This window comes from Shewanella halifaxensis HAW-EB4 (assembly GCF_000019185.1).
Classification (GTDB): Bacteria; Pseudomonadota; Gammaproteobacteria; order Enterobacterales; family Shewanellaceae; genus Shewanella; species Shewanella halifaxensis.
On sequence record NC_010334.1, the window covers coordinates 3,602,932 to 3,621,752 of the forward strand.

Consider the following 18,821-nt stretch of genomic DNA (forward strand, 5'->3'; position numbering starts at 1 on the left):
CACTCCTTGAATATTCAGCATCAAGAGTTTGGCTGAACCTGTTTTACAACCATTAACTATAGCGAAACTTTACCGAATGAGGGTTACAGAGAGGCTTAGCCTTGCAATAAAAAGATCTCGGCTTTTTCCATGCGTCTAGGCTTACCAAGCAAGATAAGAATATCGCCAGACTTTATCTGCCAATCGAGTTCAGGATCCTCAACTTCTGCACCTGCACGCCTTACCGCTCTAAGCTCGACTCTTAATTTTTCCCATGGGATCTGTGACAAGGTCAGCCCTACAGCATTGGCACCTTTTGGTAGAGCGACTGCGTGTAGCTGCTCCAAGGTAAAGTCGGTTTCAGCACCGGAAAAAAAGCCATGTAAGTATTGATAATGGTTTCGCCGCTCAGATTCAAGCCGTTTAAGGATCCGTGCCAGCGGCACTCCACATTGGTACAAAACTTGAGACACTAACATTAAGCTACCCTCGAGTGTTTCGGGAATAACCTGACTTGCCCCAGCTTCTTCTAACTCTTCCATACCAGAGTCATCTCGTGTACGAACCAAGATTTTAGCCTCTGGAGCCAGTTGACGGCATAAGGGTAGAACCTCTTCTAGTATTCGCTCACTGCTAAAAGTAATCACGATCAACTTTGCTTCACGCACCTTTGCTTGTTTTAGAATACTTCTCTTACACACATCACCAAAATAAACAGGCTCTCCAGCGGTTCTCGCCTCAGAGACTCTTTTAGGGTCGAGATCCAGAACTAAATATGGAATAGCTTCAGTTTTCATGAACCTTGCAATGGTTTGCCCCACTCGACCGTAGCCTAAGATGAGTACCAGATCGCCTTTAGCATCGACTTGGACATTAATCGACTCACTGCTATCAGCCTTAGGTTTCAAGCCTTGCAGCATTCTGGCTATATCGACACTGTGCCTTACCAACCAGGGGGCTAATGCCATAGATAGCACGGCAACCATAACCAATGTGGTACTGGTTTTGTTGTCGAGCAATTGATAGTTAACAGCCAAAGCCAAGACCACAAAACTGAACTCTCCCACCTGCGCTAGACTCAATGCTGTGGCTACCGAGGAACGAAAAGACTCTTTAGCAGCCTTCAACAGAGAGAACACCACCAGTGCTTTACCTAAGATCACTGCGATAAGGATAAAGATGATTTGCCACCAGTACTGGGCGACCAACTGGAAATCCAACAACATACCGATGGAAATAAAAAACAGCCCCATCAATAGATCCCGAAAGGGACGAATGTCAGCCTCAAGCTGGCGGCGGTACTGACTTTCACCAAGCAGCATACCCGCCATAAAGGCACCTAATGCCATCGATAAACCGAGCCACTGAGTAATGGCGCCAGTTACCAGAGCAACCACTAGAGTGGAAAGGACAAATAGCTCATTTGAACGTGAGCGAGCCACCTCGTCAAACAGCTTAGGCAAAGCCCACTTACCAAAAGCCATCAATGCAATAAACGCCAATACGCCCTTTAGCAAGGCAAAAAATACATCGTTCCATAATAGCGCCTCGCCATCACTGGCTAGAATGGGCAGCAAAATTAATAAGGGAACAACGGCAATATCTTGAAATAACAGCACACTGACAGAAAGCTCACCATGTCGGCGCCTTAACCAGCCTTGCTCATTGAGTAACTTGAGGACAATGGCAGTCGATGACAGTGCGATAGCAGCACCAACAACAACCGACTCGGTCACGCTGAGATTACATAACAGCGCAATTCCCATGCTTAAAACGGTGGTCACGACGACTTGAGCACTACCTAAGCCAAATACGGTGCGACGCATTGCCCAAAGCCTAGGCAAGGAAAACTCGAGTCCTAGACTAAACATCAGTAACACGACACCGAGTTCGGCAACTGACTGCATCTGATGCTGGGTAAACCAGTGAAAGCCACTTGGACCACTTATCACTCCGGTCACCAGGTAAGCTAAGATCGCTGGCAAGCCTGCACGTCGGAGTATAGCAATTGAAACAATTGCAATGACCAGCATCAGTAGAATTTGAATGAGAAAGCCATGTTCCATCTGTGCGGTGTACTCCTTAACCCAAAGACATTCGTCAAAATGCCGACACTAATATTTTCCATTCACTTAACTAGAGAGTAACTGAATGACAAATAAAGACAAATATAATTACTTTATCATTAGGCACGATTTTTGCTTAATCTATATGTAAGAGCATTAACTTTGCGTTAACGCAACACAGTTAGAACACAGGGAGTAAATACCAATGGAATTTGGCCTAGCAACCGAGTCTTTCCCTATTAAATACCGCAAACCTAATAGTATGCCTATACCATTGGGGCTTGATCTAGTTGATATCATCCAACAACTGCATCAACATCTAGACCCTAGGACAGTATTTGCCTGCTTTGGCAAAATAATGGGGCAACATTTGCCGCTTTATGGTGTTCGCCTAGCTTATAAGGGCTATCAATTCCATTGGGGCCAACAAAATGGTTATGCCATTGAGCAAAAGCTAGCCTTATCCGACGGTCAAGTCACCGTTAACTATAATCTAAAAGCGCCTTTAGTGCCGTCTCAAACCCAGAAGTTAAACCAGCTGCAAGAGCTTGTGTTACAACCGCTGTTTAACGCTATCCAATATAAAGAGATGTCTCTACAGGCTATGTATGACGCGCTGACAAACTTAGGTAATCGTCATTACTATCAAGAATCATTAAGAAAAGAGCTTGCTCGGGCCGAGCGTAATAACGAGAGTTTTTCATTAATTACTCTCGATTTAGATAACTTTAAGCAGCTCAATGATGACTTTGGTCATCAGTTAGGCGATAGCGCCTTAGTTGAGTTTGCAAAGATGCTCAATACAACCATCAGAAACAGTGACCAAGCATTTCGTATAGGTGGCGATGAATTTACCATATTAGTTCAAGCCAACGTTGAGGCTGCAGGTATTTTGTGTCAACGGATCTTAGATGCCATCGCAATTCATCAATATTTAGAAAAGTATCAAGTAAAAACCAGCATGGGTGTGGCGCAGTGGCGACATAATGATACTGAAGAGAGTCTTTACCAGCGTGCTGATAATGCGCTATATGAGGCGAAGGCGGCAGGACGTCAGTGCTATCGTATATGTAGAACAAGCCCGACATCGTCAGCGGTCGCCAAATAAGACTTTTCTATCCAGTATCCCACTGCAGCCACTAGCTTACCGTCATAACAAAGCAGCGGTACTGTGCCACGCTTCCACGGAGCAAGCCCACACTCTTGCCATACCTTTTTAAGCTCACGTCCCTTGCTGCGGTTATGGGGGTGACAACGAGTACTACCAGGCAGGGCAAATTCGATAGAGACTTGCTCTGATGACAATGGCAGCCTAAGACGAAGCCCAGTTTGACAGGCCTCTGTCGAAAAATTATCTCCAGTTGGTAACTCAATGACTCGATTAATCAGCTCTTCAATTTTGTTAAGTTGAATATTCGACAACCCTTTTTTATCCGCTGCGTATTGGGCATTTTTTTGCGGTAATAAAAAATAGCCTTCGCTCTTAAAACGCTTAATGATAACGTCAGTTAAGCGGATCTCGACATTAGCATCGGCTTTCGCATCAAGAAGCTGGGCTAAGATCTGCTCCCCTTGTACCTTAGATGGGGGGGCAAAACCTAGTGCATCCATGTGTCCGCGCAGTAATAACGACTGCCAAGCACTGGAGTACTGCGCTAACCTTTCGAGATCAAGCACCCAATCATTGCCCTTTCTAAGCTGAATATTGGGGAGCTTCAGGGCTATTTCTTCATCGAGTACCGATTGTTGCAGTGCGCATAACTCGGCACTGCGACTGGTTGTCGCTGCGATACTAGGCCAGCGTTGCTTTAGTTTAGGGATAACATCTAAGCGAAGAAAGTTTCTATCGTATTTATCATCAAAATTACTTTCATCTTGGATATGAGTGATTTCATATCGTTTGGCATAAGCTTCAATCTCATCTTTACTGCAATCGAGCAGCGGTCTAATAATCCAGTGTTGCTGATTAAAGCGCTGCACTTTGCCCATGGCTGACAAACCTTTAGGCCCAAGGCCCCGCTTTAGTGCTAATAAAACAGTCTCAAGTTGATCATCCTGATGGTGCGCCGTCATTAAAATATCATTGTTAGATAACTCTGATAATAATGCTTCATAACGCACGCTGCGGGCCTGTGCTTCAACACTCAGCCGAGGAGCCAGTTTGACCTCGACACGCTTTACTGTGCAGTCAAGATCATAGTGCTTCGCTTGAGTTAGGCAGTGTTCAGCCCAAGTGTCTGCATTAGCACTTAAACCATGGTGTACATGTACTAACAAACACTCAAAATGGGGAGAGACTTTGGCAAACTGGGCTAAACCATGGGCAAGAATTTCAGAGTCAACGCCGCCACTATAAGCTAACACTAATTTAGGCTTAGGCTTATTTATGGCAGCTTGATTTTGCTCTTGAGAGTTATCGACCTTAACTGCAGCCGCCACTTTCGATGGGAGCTGCTGTATGCAAGCTTGGATCAGCGTGACAATATTCATGCTAAAAAACGATCCGTACCTTGCCAGACCCCGTTAACGACTCGAGCGCCAACATCAACTCATCGGTTGGATTAACCCGCCAGTTATCACCTAAGGTAAACTGCGCTTGCGACTGCGGCTGGGCGTAATTAATCACCACAGGCACGGCGCCTGCTTTCCAAGGCTCAACCGCAACCTTAAATTCGGTCAACCATTCATCATTCACCTTGTCTGCTTGCAGGTCAATTTCAACCGCATTGGCAAAATGGCTACGCGCCTCACCCATATCAATAATGTTACGCGCGGTCATTCGGTTGCCACCAGAGAAATCATCAAAACTGACCTCCCCTTCGATAATCAAAATACGATCTTTCTCAAGCAGGTGATTAAACTTCTCAAAGGCTTCGGTAAATAGCATCACTTCAAGACGAGCACTTTTATCATCAAGTGTCACTAAGCCCATTTTAGCACCACGCTTAGTCATCATCACACGAGTAGCAACCACTAGACCTGCAGCCTTCATAGTCTTACCACGGTCAGTCGGGTGCACATCTTTTAATCGACCAGAAGTATAATGCTTAAGCTCTTTCAGATACTGGTTAATAGGGTGACCCGTCAGGTATAAGCCTAAGGTGTCACGTTCGCCTTCAAGCCAAACTTTATCTGGCCACGGCGTACATTCAACAAATCTCTGCTTACTGTCTTCGGGCTCGCTATTGAGCAAGCCAAACATGTCATGCTGGCCTATGGCTTCGGCTTTAGCGTGCTGATCGGCCGCGCGAATAGCTTCAGGCAAGGTCGCAATCATAGCCGCACGGTGTGGCCCTAAATTATCCAGTGCACCAGCACAGATGAGCTTTTCGATGACGCGGCGATTAAGCTTTTTCAAGTCAATTCTGGCGCAGAAATCGAACAAATCCTTAAAGGGACCATTTTCTCGGGCTTTAAGAATCGAGTCGACAGGGCCTTCACCGACGCCTTTAACCGCACCGATACCGTAAACGATATTCAGGTCTTCATCGACGGTAAATCTAAATAAGCCTTTGTTCACATCAGGTGGAATCAGCGGCATCCCCATACGCTCACACTCATCGACCAGAGTCACAATTTTATCGGTGTTATCCATATCCGCCGACATTACCGCCGCCATAAACTGCGCCGGATAATGGGTCTTGAGCCAAAGCGTTTGATACGATACTAAGGCGTATGCAGCGGAGTGCGATTTGTTAAAACCATAACCCGCGAATTTTTCTACTAAGTCGAAGATTTTCATCGACAGTGGACCATCGACGCCGTTTGCAATCGCGCCCTCTTCGAACGTACCACGCTGCTTGGCCATCTCTTCAGGTTTTTTCTTACCCATAGCACGACGAAGCATATCGGCGCCGCCCAAGGTATAGCCCGCAAGCACCTGAGCAATCTGCATCACCTGCTCCTGATAGAGAATGATGCCGTATGTCGGTGATAACAGCTCTTGTAACGATTCATGCTGATATTCAGCATCAGGGTATGACACCTCTTCACGGCCGTGCTTACGCTCGATAAAGTTGTCAACCATGCCTGACTGCAGCGGGCCCGGTCTAAACAGTGCTACCAGAGCAATCATATCTTCGAAGCAATCTGGCTGAAGGCGCTTAATCAAGTCCTTCATACCGCGAGATTCCAGCTGGAATACCGCCGTTGTTTCATATCGTTGCAGTAATTTAAAGCACTTAGGATCGGTCAACGAAATCGACTCGATACGAACTGGCTCTTCACCATTTTTCTCTTTAACGCTGTTCACCATCTGCAGCGCCCAGTCGATAATGGTGAGCGTTCTTAGACCCAAGAAATCGAACTTCACTAGGCCCGCGGTTTCAACGTCGTTTTTATCGAACTGAGTTACCGGGTTTAAACCTTCGGTATCGCAGTAAATTGGCGAAAAGTCGGTGATTTTAGTCGGGGCAATAACCACACCACCGGCGTGTTTACCGGCGTTACGCGTCACTCCCTCAAGAATACGACACATATCGATAAGATCTTTGACTTCCTCATCACCGTCGTATGACTCTTGCAGACCTGGCTCGACCTCAAATGCTTTAGCCAGAGTCATGCCGGGTTCTGCGGGGATCATCTTCGAAATGCGGTCAACGAAACCATATGGATGTCCGAGTACACGGCCAACGTCTCGAATTACCGCTTTTGCCGCCATGGTACCAAACGTAATGATCTGCGATACCGCGTCACGGCCATACAGCTCGGCGACGTGGTCAATCACTTCATCTCGTCGATCCATACAAAAGTCGACGTCGAAGTCGGGCATAGAGACACGCTCAGGGTTTAGAAATCGCTCGAATAGTAGATCATATTCCAGTGGGTCCAAATCGGTGATTTTAAGTGCATAAGCCACCAGTGAACCCGCACCAGAACCACGACCGGGTCCAATTGGGATATCGTTATCTTTACCCCACTGAATAAACTCCATTACGATAAGGAAGTAACCCGGGAAGCCCATCTGGTTAATCACCTTAAGCTCGATATCGAGACGCTCATCGTATTCAGGGCGTTTCTCAGCTCTAACTTCAGGATCGGGAAAAAGAAACTCCAGTCGCTCCTCTAAACCCTTTTCTGATACATCAACCAAGAAGTCTTCAATGGTCAAGTCGCCCGTTGGGAAGTTAGGCAAGAAGTACTCATGCAATCGCACCGTCGCATTACAGCGCTTAGCAATTTCGACCGTATTTTGAATAGCCTCTGGAATATCTTCAAATAGCTCACACATTTCTTCGCTGCTTTTGAAGTACTGTTGGTCGCTATATTTTTTCGGTCTACGCGGATCGGCTAGGGTAAAGCCGTCATAAATTGCCACTCGAATTTCGTGTGCATCAAACTGCTCAGGCTTGTTAAACACCACCTGATTGGTGGCGACTACAGGCAGGTCTTTTTGCTCAGCGAGTGCGACTGCCATATGCAGATAGCGCTCTTCGTCAGGACGGCCTGTTCGTAGCAGTTCTAAATAATACCGGTCTGGGAAATTGCTCTTGTAAAAATCGATTAGTGAGTCGACTTGGTTTTGGTTTTCTTTAAGCAGTGCACGGCCCACGTCGCCATCTTTAGCACCAGAGAGGATAATCAAACCTTCGTTATATTTAACTAACCATTCTTGATCGATAACCGCTTTATCGTTGATATTGCCACGCAGGTAAGCGTCACTAATCAATAACGTCAGGTTTGAATAGCCTTTATTGTCCATCGCTAACGCGGTAATAGAGCAAAACTCATCGAATCCCGGGACTTTGACCCAAAAGTCGGTGCCAATAATCGGCTTAACGCCGTTTCCATGACAAGCCTCGTAAAACTTTACCAAACCACACATATTTGTCTGATCAGTTAACGCAACCGCTGGCATCCCAAGTTCAGCCACTTTAGCAATAATGGGCTTAACTTTAGACAGTCCATCAGACATTGAAAAGTCGCTGTGGACGCGCAAGTGAACAAAACGTGGATCAGACATAATATGGAGTATCTTTCTTTTTGATAGATGAAGACTGCTGGTCAATCTTACAGAGTAAAACATGGTGTGATTGCAAACAAGTTTAACTGCAATCTCGTAGGCTGATGAGTTAATTTTCCGGCAAAAAAGAGGCTATAGCGAGCAAATTTTTCACCGGAAAATGATTTCGAGGCTAAGCTAATGCCTCTCGTACTGGCCTGAAGCTTTTACGATGCTCAGGTAGTACGCCGTGCTGCGTTAACGCTTCAAAATGGGCCTTAGTTGGATAACCTTTATGCTTGTCAAAACCATACTCTGGATACTGCAAAGCAAGAGCATCCATTTCACGGTCACGGACAACCTTCGCGATAATGGAGGCAGCACTAATTGCATCGATAAGGCCGTCACCTTTAATTATTGCATGGCTTTCAACGCCAAAATCGGGTGTGCGGTTACCGTCAACTAACACACTCGTAGGCTTAATATTAAGACCAGCAACAGCTCGTTGCATTGCAAGCATAGTGGCATGCAAAATATTCAGCTCATCAATTTCTGCTGGGGTGGCTGAGCCAACACTGACGCTTAGGGCTTTTTGCTGAATTTGTTCAAACAGTAACTCGCGCTTTTTCTCTGATAGCTTCTTTGAATCATTTAACCCCTCAATAGGATTATTAGGGTCAAGAATCACTGCCGCAGTGACAACGTTGCCAATCAAAGGTCCGCGGCCAACCTCATCGACACCGGCATAGTGACCAATACAAATTTGAGCCACCTGCTCTGGTGTAATACCTTTAATCACCGCCATTAGACTTTATCCTCTACTAACTTAATCACAGCATCTGCAGCACGTGCACTGGCATCACAACGAAGGCTCTTATGCATCTGCATAAAGCGATCATACATTGGGCTAAAGTCATTATCTAGCTGAGTTGCAACGGCTGTCGCTATTTTCTCTGGCGTACAGTCGGCCTGAATTAGCTCCTCAACCACATCATCATCTGCAAGGAGGTTTGGTAATGAATATCGCTTAGTGAGCATCATGCCTTTAGCGATACGATACGTTATTGGGCTAACGCGATAAGCCACTACCATGGGACGCTTAACCAGCATGGCTTCAAGCGTTGCAGTACCTGAAGCTAGCAGTATGCAGTCAGCGGCAGCCATTACCTCTCGGGACTGACCTTCAACTAAATCGATCTCTAGATCCGGCGCATGCTCGCGTAGAGCTTGCTCAAATTGGTCGCGACGCTTTTGATTAACCAAGGGCGTAACAAATTTGATATCTGGATAGCGCTGTTTGATTAGGCTCGCCGCCTTAACAAACGGCTCGGCCAACATCTTAAGCTCCCCCCCTCGAGAACCCGGTAATATCGCCAAGTACTCAGCTTCTTTATCTAGCCCGAGTAATTCACGGGCCTGCGCTTTATCGCTTTCAAGTTCAATATCATCGGCCAAGGTATGGCCTACAAAGGTGCAAGGCACTTGATGTTTATCATAAAACGCTTTTTCAAAAGGTAGCAGTGACAGCACCATATCGGTAGCCTTGGCTATTTTGAAAATACGCTTTGGTCGCCATGCCCATACTGATGGGCTAACGTAATGCACCGTTTTAATGCCACGGTTCTTAAGCTTTAACTCTAAACCGATATTAAAATCCGGTGCATCGATACCAATAAAACAGTCCGGATTTATCTTAACCAACTCATCGATTAATGTTGCCCGCACTTTTAGCAACCTAGGTAAGCGCGATAGGACCTCAACGATGCCCATCACAGCGAGCTCTTCATAAGAGAAGATAGACTCAAAACCTAGGGCTTCCATACGGGGCCCACCTATTCCGACAAATTTAGCATCTGGATATCGAGTCTTTAGTGCTTTAATTAAGCCTGCACCGAGTATGTCGCCCGAGATCTCTCCGGCAACCATTGCAAATACATGAGGATTGTTTGAACTCATAGAATGGCGTCTGTCATTGATGAGGTGGAAAGAAAGAACCCGCTTTTACACGGGCTCTATAACTTGACTAGCGAATGATGCCTCGTTGCGAGGAAGCAACAAAGTCGATTAGAGACTTAACCTGCTCATCATCCACAGCAGCCTCTTTCAGCTGCTCTACGGCTTCGGCCACAGTCAAACTGCTACGGTACAAGGTCTTATATGCTCGGCGAACCGAAAGCTGCGACTCTTTAGAGAAGCCTCTACGCTTCATACCTTCGAGATTTAGGCCTCTAGGGATAGCGGGTTGGCCCGACGCCATCACAAATGGGGGCACATCGTTAAGGATCAATGAGCTACCTGCGGTAAACGCATGAGCGCCGATATGAACGAACTGATGAACGCCGGTCATACCACCTAAGATAGCCCAGTCGCCAACATGCACATGCCCCGCGATCGATGCATTGTTTGCCATAATCACGTTGCTACCAACCACACAGTCATGAGCAATATGCACATAAGCCATGAACAGGTTATTTGAGCCAATACGCGTTTCCCAGTTATCCTGAGTCGTACCACGGTGGATCGTTACCGATTCACGGATCACGTTATTGTCACCGATGATCAAGCGAGTCGCTTCACCGGCATACTTTTTATCTTGGCAATCTTCACCCACTGAGGCGAACTGGTAGAACTTATTGCCTTTACCAATAACGGTTGGGCCTTTCACAACAACATGTGAACTGAACCAGCAATCATCACCAATTTCGACATCAGCGCCAATATAAGTCCATGGACCAATAGTAACATTTTTGCCTATTTTGGCATCTGGGTGGATATAAGCTAATTTATCAATCACTTAGAAATCTCTCTACGTGCACACATGATTTCAGCTGAACAAACAATCTCGCCATCCACTTTAGCAACGCCAGTAAACACGCCAATTCCGCGGCGCTCTTTAATCATTTGCACTTCAAAATGAAGTTGGTCGCCTGGCTCAACAACACGCTTAAATCGCGCTTTGTCGATACCAGCGAAATAGTATAACGCGTCATTAGAAGGCTCTTCACTCATGGTTTTAAAAGCCAATAGACCAGTCGCCTGTGCCATTGCTTCTAAAATTAAGACTCCTGGCATCACAGGCTGAACCGGGAAGTGTCCCTGGAAAAATGGTTCATTAATAGTGACGTTCTTAATAGCATGTAAGGTTTCACCTGGCGTGAAATCTAGCACTCTATCGATCAATAAAAATGGATACCTATGAGGTAAAAATTTTAGGATCTCTTTGATATCCATTGTATTCAATTGATTTGACACGAAAATTTTCCTTTATCTGCACAAAGCAGTATTTCATTTACTTTACGTTATTTTCCAATGTCTTCACACGTTGGAATAGCGTATCTAACTGTCTAAAACGAACGGTATTCTTGCGCCACAACTTATTATCCATCGCAACCGTCGCAGATGAGTAAACACCCGCTTCTCTGATCACGCTAGTAATATTGGTACTACCTGTCACATGAACGCCATCGGTAATACTGATATGCCCTGATATCGCACAGTTACCACCGATAATACAATGCTTACCTATGGTGACACTGCCAGCGACAACGGTAGAACCAGCAATAGCCGTGTTGGCACCGATAATATCGTTATGGGCGATCTGGACTTGGTTATCAATGATCACACCATCATGAATTTCAGTATGCGAGATAGCACCTCTGTCCACTGTGGTGTTTGCACCAATCTCAACCCGGTCACCAATGCGTACACCGCCTGTCTGTGGAATTTTAATCCACTGCCCACGCTCGTTAGCATATCCAAAGCCATCAGATCCCAAAACGGCACCAGAGTGAATGATACAGTCTTGGCCTAAATGCACATTGTGGTAAACAGTGACATTCGCCCACAACATAGTGTTTGAACCAATCACACTATCTTGACCAACAACACTACCTGCACCTATCTGTACATTGTTACCTAGAATAACATTTTCGCCGATCACCGCGTTAGCTGCAATTGCCACACCTTCACCTAGCATAGCAGAAGCCGCTATCTGTGCAGATGGGTGGATGCTATCGGCAGCCTTTGGGGTAGTATCGAGAAATTGTGCGATGCGTGCAAAACCAACATAGGGATCGTTAAGAACGATCGCGTTGCCAGTAAAGCCCTCTGCATCTTTAGGCGTCATCAAGATCGCCGACGCAGCTGTACTAGCCAGCTGCGAGCGATATTTAGAATTTGCCAAGAAAGAGATCTGACCTAGACCTGCACCGTCCAAGGTGCCTACAGTCGAAATTTCGACTGAGTCATCACCTTGAACGTCTGCATTTAAATGGTCAGCCAATACTCTTAAAGTATAGCTTTTCATCTATTTACTTGCCTTTACCTAAAGCTTCAACCACTTTGTTACTAATGTCAGCGCTTGGCTTAACATAGATAACGGCGCCACGTTGAAGCACCATGTCATATTGCTCTTTTTCAGCAATAGAGTTAATTGTCTTTTGAACTTCAAGTAGTAGTTTATTCTGCTCTTCACCGTTACGACGACGCATATCTTCATCTAATGCTTTGCCCTTCAATTGAAGCTCAGCTTTCATAGACTCCATCTTGCGCATCATATCGGTTTTCTGAGACTCGCTCATTAGCGCAGCATCACGCTGTTGCTTTTCTAGCAAACCACGAAGCTCTTCTTGCATCTTCTGCACGGCAGCAACACGATCACCAAACTCAGCTTTTAATGTTTCGTTCACTTGCTCGCGCTGTGGCAACTGCTCAAAAACTGCTTGCATATCAACTACTGCGATCTTTTCTGCATGCGCCGCTAGCGGTGCGCCTAAAAGAACCAAAACCATCATTGCGCGATTCAACATCTTATTCAAAACGAACTCCTTTATCTCAGCAGAACTTGCCGATTTTTTTCAAATTGATTTTAGAAAGTTTTACCAATATTAAACGAGAAGATTTCAGTTTCATCATCCTCGTATTCTTTAATTGGCCATGCAAGGCTAAATACCATAGGTCCCATCGGCGATAGCCACTGTACGCTCATGCCCCATGAGGCACGAATACGGCTCGGATCGCTATAATCTTGCAGTTTATCAAACTCTTCAACTGGAAGATAACGATATGAATCGTAGTCAAACTCAGTGTCCCATACGTTACCCGCATCCACAAAGAAACTTGTACGCACAGAATTTGTATAAGCCTCATCCAAGAATGGTGTTGGCACGATTAACTCTAAACTTGCGGTAGCAATAGCGTTACCACCAATTGAGCGGCCTGAGCTAACCTGAATTTGGTTAGGATCGCCCGGCAAACTACAACCTTCTCCAGATGGATCAGGTGCACATGGCTCACTACCGCGATACAAGTAGAATGAGCGTGGGCCCACAGAGTTAGACTTAAAGCCTCGTAGTGAGCTACTACCACCTGAGTAATAGTTTTCCCAGAACGGTAAGATTTGATCATTATCATTAAACTGACCATAACCATTACCGTAACCTAAACGCGCACGGGTTAGCACAACAAAGCTGTGGCTGCGGTTAAGCGGGAAGTAAAAGTTAGTATCAAAATCTGCTTTGAAGTACTGCAAATCCGAACCCGGTACCGTCATCTTACCGTTTAGGCGCTGAGACGAACCATCCGATGGGAACGTACCACGGTTCAAGTTACTACGAGACCAACCTAGGCTCAGCTCGAAGTTGTCGAAACTTAAACCCGCATTAGGATCGTCGCTATCACGATAAATGTCGTAGAAACGAACAGCTTGCTCGTAAGCCGAAATCTCGGAGATTTCATTATGACGATAACCAATACCGCCGTTAATACGGTTGTATTCGTTAATAGGGAAACCTGAGTTTAGCGAAATACCATAAGAGCTGTTCTTATAGGCTTCAAGGTTTGCTTCGTCGGCATCGAACTCGCTCCAATAGATACTACCGCCTAGGCTCACGCCGTCTTTGGTAAAGTATGGATCGGTATAGTTAATATTGACGTTCTTAGAGTATTTATTGGTGTTTAAATTAACACCAGCTTGGTTACCCGTACCTAAGAAGTTACTCTGCTGAACACCAAACTGTAAGCTAAGACCTGATTCAGTACCGTAACCCACACCCGCGTTAAACGAGCCTGATGGCTGCTCTTTCACGTTAAATGCCACATCGACCAAATCATCGGTACCGGGTACTTGTACGGTCTCTGTATCGACAGTCTCAAAGTAACCTAGACGGTTAAGGTTTGACTTAGATAACTCAACTTGCGCTGAGTTAAGCCAAGCGCCTTCCATCTGGCGTAACTGGCGACGCATCACTTCGTCTTTAGTAACAGTGTTACCTGTGAAGCTGATGTTACGTACATAGACGCGCTTACCTGGGTTGATGTTGATATTAAGATTAACTTCTTTAGTCTCGTCATCAATTTCAGGGTAAGTTTTTACTTCAGGGTAAGCATAACCGAATCGACCTAGATATTTACCATACATCTCTTCGGTAAAGGTCACATCGCCGCCGTTATACATATCCCCAGCCTTCAAAGGTAAGATGGCTTCTAGCACCTCTTCTTTACCCATTAAGTCACCGGTTAGATTAACGTCTTTGACTTTGTACTGCTCACCTTCGTCGACGTTAATTGTAATGTAGAGGCCTTTACGATCTGGGGTCATTGCCACCTGTGTAGAGGTGACATCAAAACGAATGTAGCCGCGGTTTTGGTAGTAAGTCTTAATCGTCTCAAGGTCAGCTTGCAGCTTTTGTTTCTGATAGCGACGCTCGCCAAACAGATCCCACCAAGCCACATAATCTTTAAGCTCTAGCATGCCGATAAGCTCAGCATCGCTGAATTCTGTGTTACCCACAACATTAATCTGACGAATTTCAGCCGCTAGACCTTCGGTAAAGGTGAACTTTAGCTCAACTCGATTACGCGGAAGATTAATAATTTCGGCTTTAACTTTCGCACCGTACTTACCTACACCGTAATAGAAATCCTGTAGGCCTTTTTCGATACCAGAAAGCATAGTACGGTCGAGAGACTCGCCGACTTTAACACCAGAGCCATCAAGACTCTCTTGTAACTGCTCATCTTTAATATCTTTGTTACCCTCGAAGGTAACAGAGCTAATAGTTGGCCGTTCAGTCACTTTAACCACGAGCACATTACCGTCTCGCAGCACTTCAATTTTTTCGAAGTTAGTTGATGCATACAAACTTTTAATCGCTTGCTGCAATTTTAATTGATCAACAGTATCCCCAACCTTCACAGGTAAGTTAAGCAAAGCCGCACCGAGTGCCACTCGCTGTAAACCTTCAACTTGGATATCAGCTACTTCAAAAGGTTGGAATGTCTCGGCCCAACCGTTCCCTGAAAAAGACGCTCCGACGAATAACATCGAGGCAAAAAGTTTATTCAATCTCATAGAGCACTTCTAATTATTTGTCTGTCCTTGCTCAGAGTCGGGAAAAGTCATTGAAAAGCGCAACGCTCATCAACAGCAGCAGCATAGCTGCCCCAATTCTGAATCCAATTTCCTGTACCTTCTCCGGTACAGGCCTGCCTGTAATTACCTCAACGAAGTAATACAAAAGGTGTCCCCCATCTAACACTGGCAAAGGCAATAAATTAATAATGCCTAAGTTCACGCTAATCAATGCAAGAAAACCTAAAAAATATACCAGTCCGACGTCAGCGCTATTTCCTGCACCTTGTGCAATAGAAATTGGGCCACTCAAATTTTTAACTGAAACGTCACCGGTAAGTAACTTGCCAATCATCTTAATGCTGACAGAGACAAGTTGCCATGTTTTATCGACTGCAACCGGAAAAGAATCTAAAAATCCGTATTCCAATTGTATCTTCATGTTTTCAGGCCATGGCTCAGAAGTTGGCGCCACGCCAATCACGCCTTCAAGTTTACCTTCGGCATTTTCTCGAGACTTGGGTGTGACCTTAATCGCCAACTGCTCTCCATCACGACGTATGGTAATAGTGACAGTCTTATTAGCAGAACCCTGAATAATTTCGACGAAACGCGGCCAATCTTGGTACTTTTCACCATCAATCGCAACTAAGGTGTCACCCACCTTGATACCGGCAAGACCCGCTGCGCCGTCATCACTGACTAATGCCAGCGTCGGTAATATCGCAGGGCGATACATGCCAAGGCCAATCGCAGTAATCGGTAGCTCTTTCTCAAGATTAACGTTCCAATTCTGAGTATTTAACGAATACGTTTGCTCATCACCAGAGGTACCTTCTAGGCGAGACAGTGGTGCTACAGTTAAATCGACCTTGCTGTCACCAATATGACTGGCAAGGGCAAGGTTAACCTCCTCCCAATCTCTGACCTTTTGGTTACCAACTGACATGATCTGCATTGGCTCTTTGACGACAATTTGTGCCGCAGGAGTACCTGCAATAGTAGAGTCAATAACGGGTTTAATGGCTGGAACACCAATAAGATACATTGCGTAGAGAGCGATAATCGCAAAGATGAAGTTCGCAATCGGGCCTGCGCTGACAATTGCGATACGCTGCCAAACTGATTTACGGTTAAAGGCTTGATCTTTTAACTCTTCAGGCACGTCATCAACACGCTCGTCGAGCATTTTGACATAACCACCCAGCGGGATCATCGCGATGACATACTCGGTACCGTCTTTGCCAGTCTTGCGCCAAATGGCTTTGCCAAATCCGATGGAAAAGCGCTCAACTTTAACACCACAGCGACGAGCAACCCAAAAGTGCCCGTATTCATGGGCTGCAATTAAGATCCCTAAGGCAACAATAAAGGAACCTAGGTTCCATAAAAAATCGATCATTCCTTTCCTCTGAACTAATTCAGCTTAGTGATGGCGTCTAATGTAGATTGACGGCTTTGAAAATCTAACGCCAAGATATCATCAATACTGTTTAATGGATGCGTCGCCGTATTCATTAAGCTCTGTTCGTTTATTCTTGCTATATCGGTAAATCGAATCTTGCCATCTAAAAATGCCTGTACGGAGATCTCGTTGGCAGCATTTAATACGGTTGTCGCTTCTTGCCCTTGTTTACAAGCCTCTATTGCCAACGCTAAACAAGGGAAACGAGTAAAATCAGGTTCTAAGAAGCTTAACTGTCCGACTTTAAAAAAGTCTAAAGGTTCAACTCCTGAGTTAATTCTCTGTGGAAAAGCCATACAATGAGCAATAGGTGTACGCATATCAGGATTACCTAACTGCGCCAATACCGAACCATCGCGATACTGTACCATGGAGTGAATGACACTTTGAGGATGAATAACCACTTTTAACTGTTCGGAGCTAGCGTTAAACAGCCAACGCGCCTCAATATACTCAAGGCCTTTATTCATCATGGTCGCCGAATCAACAGAGATCTTGCGCCCCATTGACCAATTAGGGTGCTTACAAGCCTGCTCCGGGGTCATTGCCGATAGCGTTGCCAAATCAGAAGTTAAAAATGGGCCACCAGAACCTGTCAGCAAGATATGAGAAACCCCTGCACCAGCTAGATCGCAGCGACCAATCTCAAGTTGAGAGCGTTCAGATAAACACTGGAAAATAGCGTTATGCTCACTATCGACGGGTAGCACTTGTGCGCCCGATTTTTGCATAGCTTCAATAAACAGCTGCCCCGACATAACCAGCGATTCTTTATTGGCTAACAACACGCGCTTACCCGCGTTAACGGCGGCGAGTGTCGAAGGTAAGCCCGCTGCGCCAACAATGGCCGCCATAACCGTATCAACATCACTGCTACTTACGAGTGATAAAAGTTCATCTTCACCCGTCGTCACTTCGATATCTAAATGACTTGGAAGTTGTTGCTTAAGCGATTGGGCTGCTTGTGCATCGACCATATGGGCAATTTTAGGCTGATGCGCAATACAGATCTCCAGCATCTTTGCGACATTGGTATTCGCCACTAGAGCATATACCTTGTATTGCTCTGGATTACACGCTACAACACTCAAGGTGCTGGCACCGATAGAGCCCGTCGCGCCTAAAATCACCATGTTTTGCATTTAGTTACATCCAAAAAGCTATATAGATTAATGTGAATACAGGTAGAGCAGCCGTTAGGCTATCGATTCTATCTAATACGCCACCGTGACCCGGTAGGATAGTGCCAGAGTCTTTAATTTTTGCGACTCGCTTAAACATACTCTCAGACAGGTCACCAACTGCGGAGGCTAATGCCGTAAACAGGGTTACTGCGATAACTAAACCGAGCTCCTGCTCAGGAGAGAAATACATAATACCCGCTACCACTATCATGGTCGTCAACAGGCCGCCAAGCAGACCTTCGATAGTTTTAGCAGGGCTAACATTTGGCATCAACTTACGCTTACCAAATCGCTTGCCTACAAAATAGGCGCCAGAATCGGTAGCCCAGACGACTAGCATCACTAACAATACTAAGGTGCCACCGTAATAAGGTGAAGCTTGAGTACTCAGAGCCTTAAGCGAGACGAGCGAAACGAAACATGGGATCAGCGTTAACTGGCCAAACATAGATTTTAACATGTGGCTATTTTCCCAGAAGCGAGCGCTTTTAGGGAAAGACAACACCATGATAAAGGAGATAAACCACCAGAAGCCACCGATAAGGATCACCCCAAGAAATATCGGGTGCATCATACCTCGTAACCAAATCTCGTCGGCTGGAACCAAGATATTCAGGGCCGCTAGCAAAACACCAATAGTCACTGTGAAACTCCACTGAGTCATCTGACAGCGACTATCGATAATGCGCCCCCACTCCTTAGCGGCGATTAAAAATACTCCCAATAGTGCCCAAGAAAAATACTCAGTCGGTAAACCGAAGATGGCACCAAAAACTAAGGGGATTAACCATATTGCTGTTATTATTCGTTGTTTTAGCAAAAAACTTCCCTCACT

14 protein-coding genes are annotated in these 18,821 nt (G+C 45.6%); 1 reads left to right on the top strand and 13 read right to left on the bottom strand.

The annotated features are described in order from the left end of the window. Window positions 1–95: 95 nt before the first annotated feature. On the bottom strand, window positions 96–2,045 hold the full coding sequence (locus SHAL_RS15320; RefSeq protein WP_012278039.1) for a monovalent cation:proton antiporter family protein: 1,950 nt from the start codon (window positions 2,043–2,045) through the stop codon (window positions 96–98). Window positions 2,046–2,250: 205 nt separating this feature from the next. On the opposite strand from SHAL_RS15320, the gene dgcS reads away from it, so the two are divergent. Continuing rightward, window positions 2,251–3,153, top strand: a complete 903-nt coding sequence (gene dgcS, locus SHAL_RS15325; protein WP_012278040.1) for a diguanylate cyclase DgcS — start codon at window positions 2,251–2,253, stop codon at window positions 3,151–3,153. On the opposite strand, the gene tilS is transcribed toward dgcS, so the two are convergent. From tilS to SHAL_RS15385, 12 genes are all read right to left on the bottom strand, one after another. Next, the gene (tilS, locus tag SHAL_RS15330) at window positions 3,105–4,535 is read right to left on the bottom strand and encodes a tRNA lysidine(34) synthetase TilS (protein WP_012278041.1); all 1,431 of its coding nucleotides are present in this window, start codon (window positions 4,533–4,535) and stop codon (window positions 3,105–3,107) included. The two genes, dgcS and tilS, sit on opposite strands and share 49 nt — an antisense overlap. Window position 4,536: 1 nt before the next feature. Next, on the bottom strand, window positions 4,537–8,007 hold the full coding sequence (gene dnaE / locus SHAL_RS15335) for a DNA polymerase III subunit alpha (protein ID WP_041416040.1): 3,471 nt from the start codon (window positions 8,005–8,007) through the stop codon (window positions 4,537–4,539). A gap of 172 nt (window positions 8,008–8,179) precedes the next feature. Then, a complete protein-coding gene (gene rnhB / locus SHAL_RS15340; protein ID WP_012278043.1) occupies window positions 8,180–8,791 on the bottom strand; it encodes a ribonuclease HII in 612 nt (203 codons plus the stop codon). Next, window positions 8,791–9,942, bottom strand: a complete 1,152-nt coding sequence (gene lpxB, locus SHAL_RS15345; protein WP_012278044.1) for a lipid-A-disaccharide synthase — start codon at window positions 9,940–9,942, stop codon at window positions 8,791–8,793. The genes rnhB and lpxB overlap by 1 nt, the downstream gene beginning before the upstream one ends. 67 nt (window positions 9,943–10,009) lie before the next feature. Further along, window positions 10,010–10,780, bottom strand: a complete 771-nt coding sequence (gene lpxA, locus SHAL_RS15350; RefSeq protein WP_012278045.1) for an acyl-ACP--UDP-N-acetylglucosamine O-acyltransferase — start codon at window positions 10,778–10,780, stop codon at window positions 10,010–10,012. After that, the gene (gene fabZ / locus SHAL_RS15355) at window positions 10,777–11,238 is read right to left on the bottom strand and encodes a 3-hydroxyacyl-ACP dehydratase FabZ (RefSeq protein WP_012278046.1); all 462 of its coding nucleotides are present in this window, start codon (window positions 11,236–11,238) and stop codon (window positions 10,777–10,779) included. Before fabZ ends, lpxA begins: the two co-directional genes overlap by 4 nt. A 37-nt stretch (window positions 11,239–11,275) precedes the next feature. Further along, window positions 11,276–12,292, bottom strand: coding sequence for a UDP-3-O-(3-hydroxymyristoyl)glucosamine N-acyltransferase (gene lpxD / locus SHAL_RS15360; protein WP_012278047.1), 1,017 nt, complete (start codon window positions 12,290–12,292; stop codon window positions 11,276–11,278). A 4-nt stretch (window positions 12,293–12,296) separates the two neighbouring features. Further along, the gene (locus SHAL_RS15365; protein WP_041416483.1) at window positions 12,297–12,794 is read right to left on the bottom strand and encodes an OmpH/Skp family outer membrane protein; all 498 of its coding nucleotides are present in this window, start codon (window positions 12,792–12,794) and stop codon (window positions 12,297–12,299) included. Window positions 12,795–12,853: 59 nt separating this feature from the next. Beyond that, window positions 12,854–15,337, bottom strand: coding sequence for an outer membrane protein assembly factor BamA (bamA, locus tag SHAL_RS15370; protein WP_012278049.1), 2,484 nt, complete (start codon window positions 15,335–15,337; stop codon window positions 12,854–12,856). A gap of 31 nt (window positions 15,338–15,368) precedes the next feature. Beyond that, window positions 15,369–16,739: a sigma E protease regulator RseP gene (gene rseP, locus SHAL_RS15375; protein WP_012278050.1), complete on the bottom strand. Its 1,371-nt coding sequence runs from the start codon at window positions 16,737–16,739 to the stop codon at window positions 15,369–15,371. 14 nt (window positions 16,740–16,753) lie between these two features. Continuing rightward, window positions 16,754–17,944 carry a 1-deoxy-D-xylulose-5-phosphate reductoisomerase gene (gene ispC / locus SHAL_RS15380; protein ID WP_012278051.1) on the bottom strand — a complete coding sequence of 397 codons (1,191 nt, stop codon included), beginning with the start codon at window positions 17,942–17,944 and terminating at the stop codon, window positions 16,754–16,756. Between the two features lie 4 nt (window positions 17,945–17,948). Beyond that, a complete protein-coding gene (locus SHAL_RS15385) occupies window positions 17,949–18,806 on the bottom strand; it encodes a phosphatidate cytidylyltransferase (RefSeq protein WP_012278052.1) in 858 nt (285 codons plus the stop codon). Window positions 18,807–18,821: the final 15 nt, after the last annotated feature.

Bases quoted from the DNA above. Each gene is read 5' to 3' on its own strand.
- ispC (WP_012278051.1), bottom strand. From the start codon at position 17,944: ATGCAAAACATGGTGATTTTAGGCGCGACGGGCTCTATCGGTGCCAGC.
- SHAL_RS15365 (WP_041416483.1), bottom strand. From the start codon at position 12,794: ATGTTGAATCGCGCAATGATGGTTTTGGTTCTTTTAGGCGCACCGCTA.
- lpxD (WP_012278047.1), bottom strand. From the start codon at position 12,292: ATGAAAAGCTATACTTTAAGAGTATTGGCTGACCATTTAAATGCAGAC.
- rnhB (WP_012278043.1), bottom strand. From the start codon at position 8,791: ATGGCGGTGATTAAAGGTATTACACCAGAGCAGGTGGCTCAAATTTGT.
- SHAL_RS15320 (WP_012278039.1), bottom strand. From the start codon at position 2,045: ATGGAACATGGCTTTCTCATTCAAATTCTACTGATGCTGGTCATTGCA.
- bamA (WP_012278049.1), bottom strand. From the start codon at position 15,337: ATGAGATTGAATAAACTTTTTGCCTCGATGTTATTCGTCGGAGCGTCT.
- rseP (WP_012278050.1), bottom strand. From the start codon at position 16,739: ATGATCGATTTTTTATGGAACCTAGGTTCCTTTATTGTTGCCTTAGGG.
- lpxB (WP_012278044.1), bottom strand. From the start codon at position 9,942: ATGAGTTCAAACAATCCTCATGTATTTGCAATGGTTGCCGGAGAGATC.
- dgcS (WP_012278040.1), top strand. From the start codon at position 2,251: ATGGAATTTGGCCTAGCAACCGAGTCTTTCCCTATTAAATACCGCAAA.
- tilS (WP_012278041.1), bottom strand. From the start codon at position 4,535: ATGAATATTGTCACGCTGATCCAAGCTTGCATACAGCAGCTCCCATCG.
- dnaE (WP_041416040.1), bottom strand. From the start codon at position 8,007: ATGTCTGATCCACGTTTTGTTCACTTGCGCGTCCACAGCGACTTTTCA.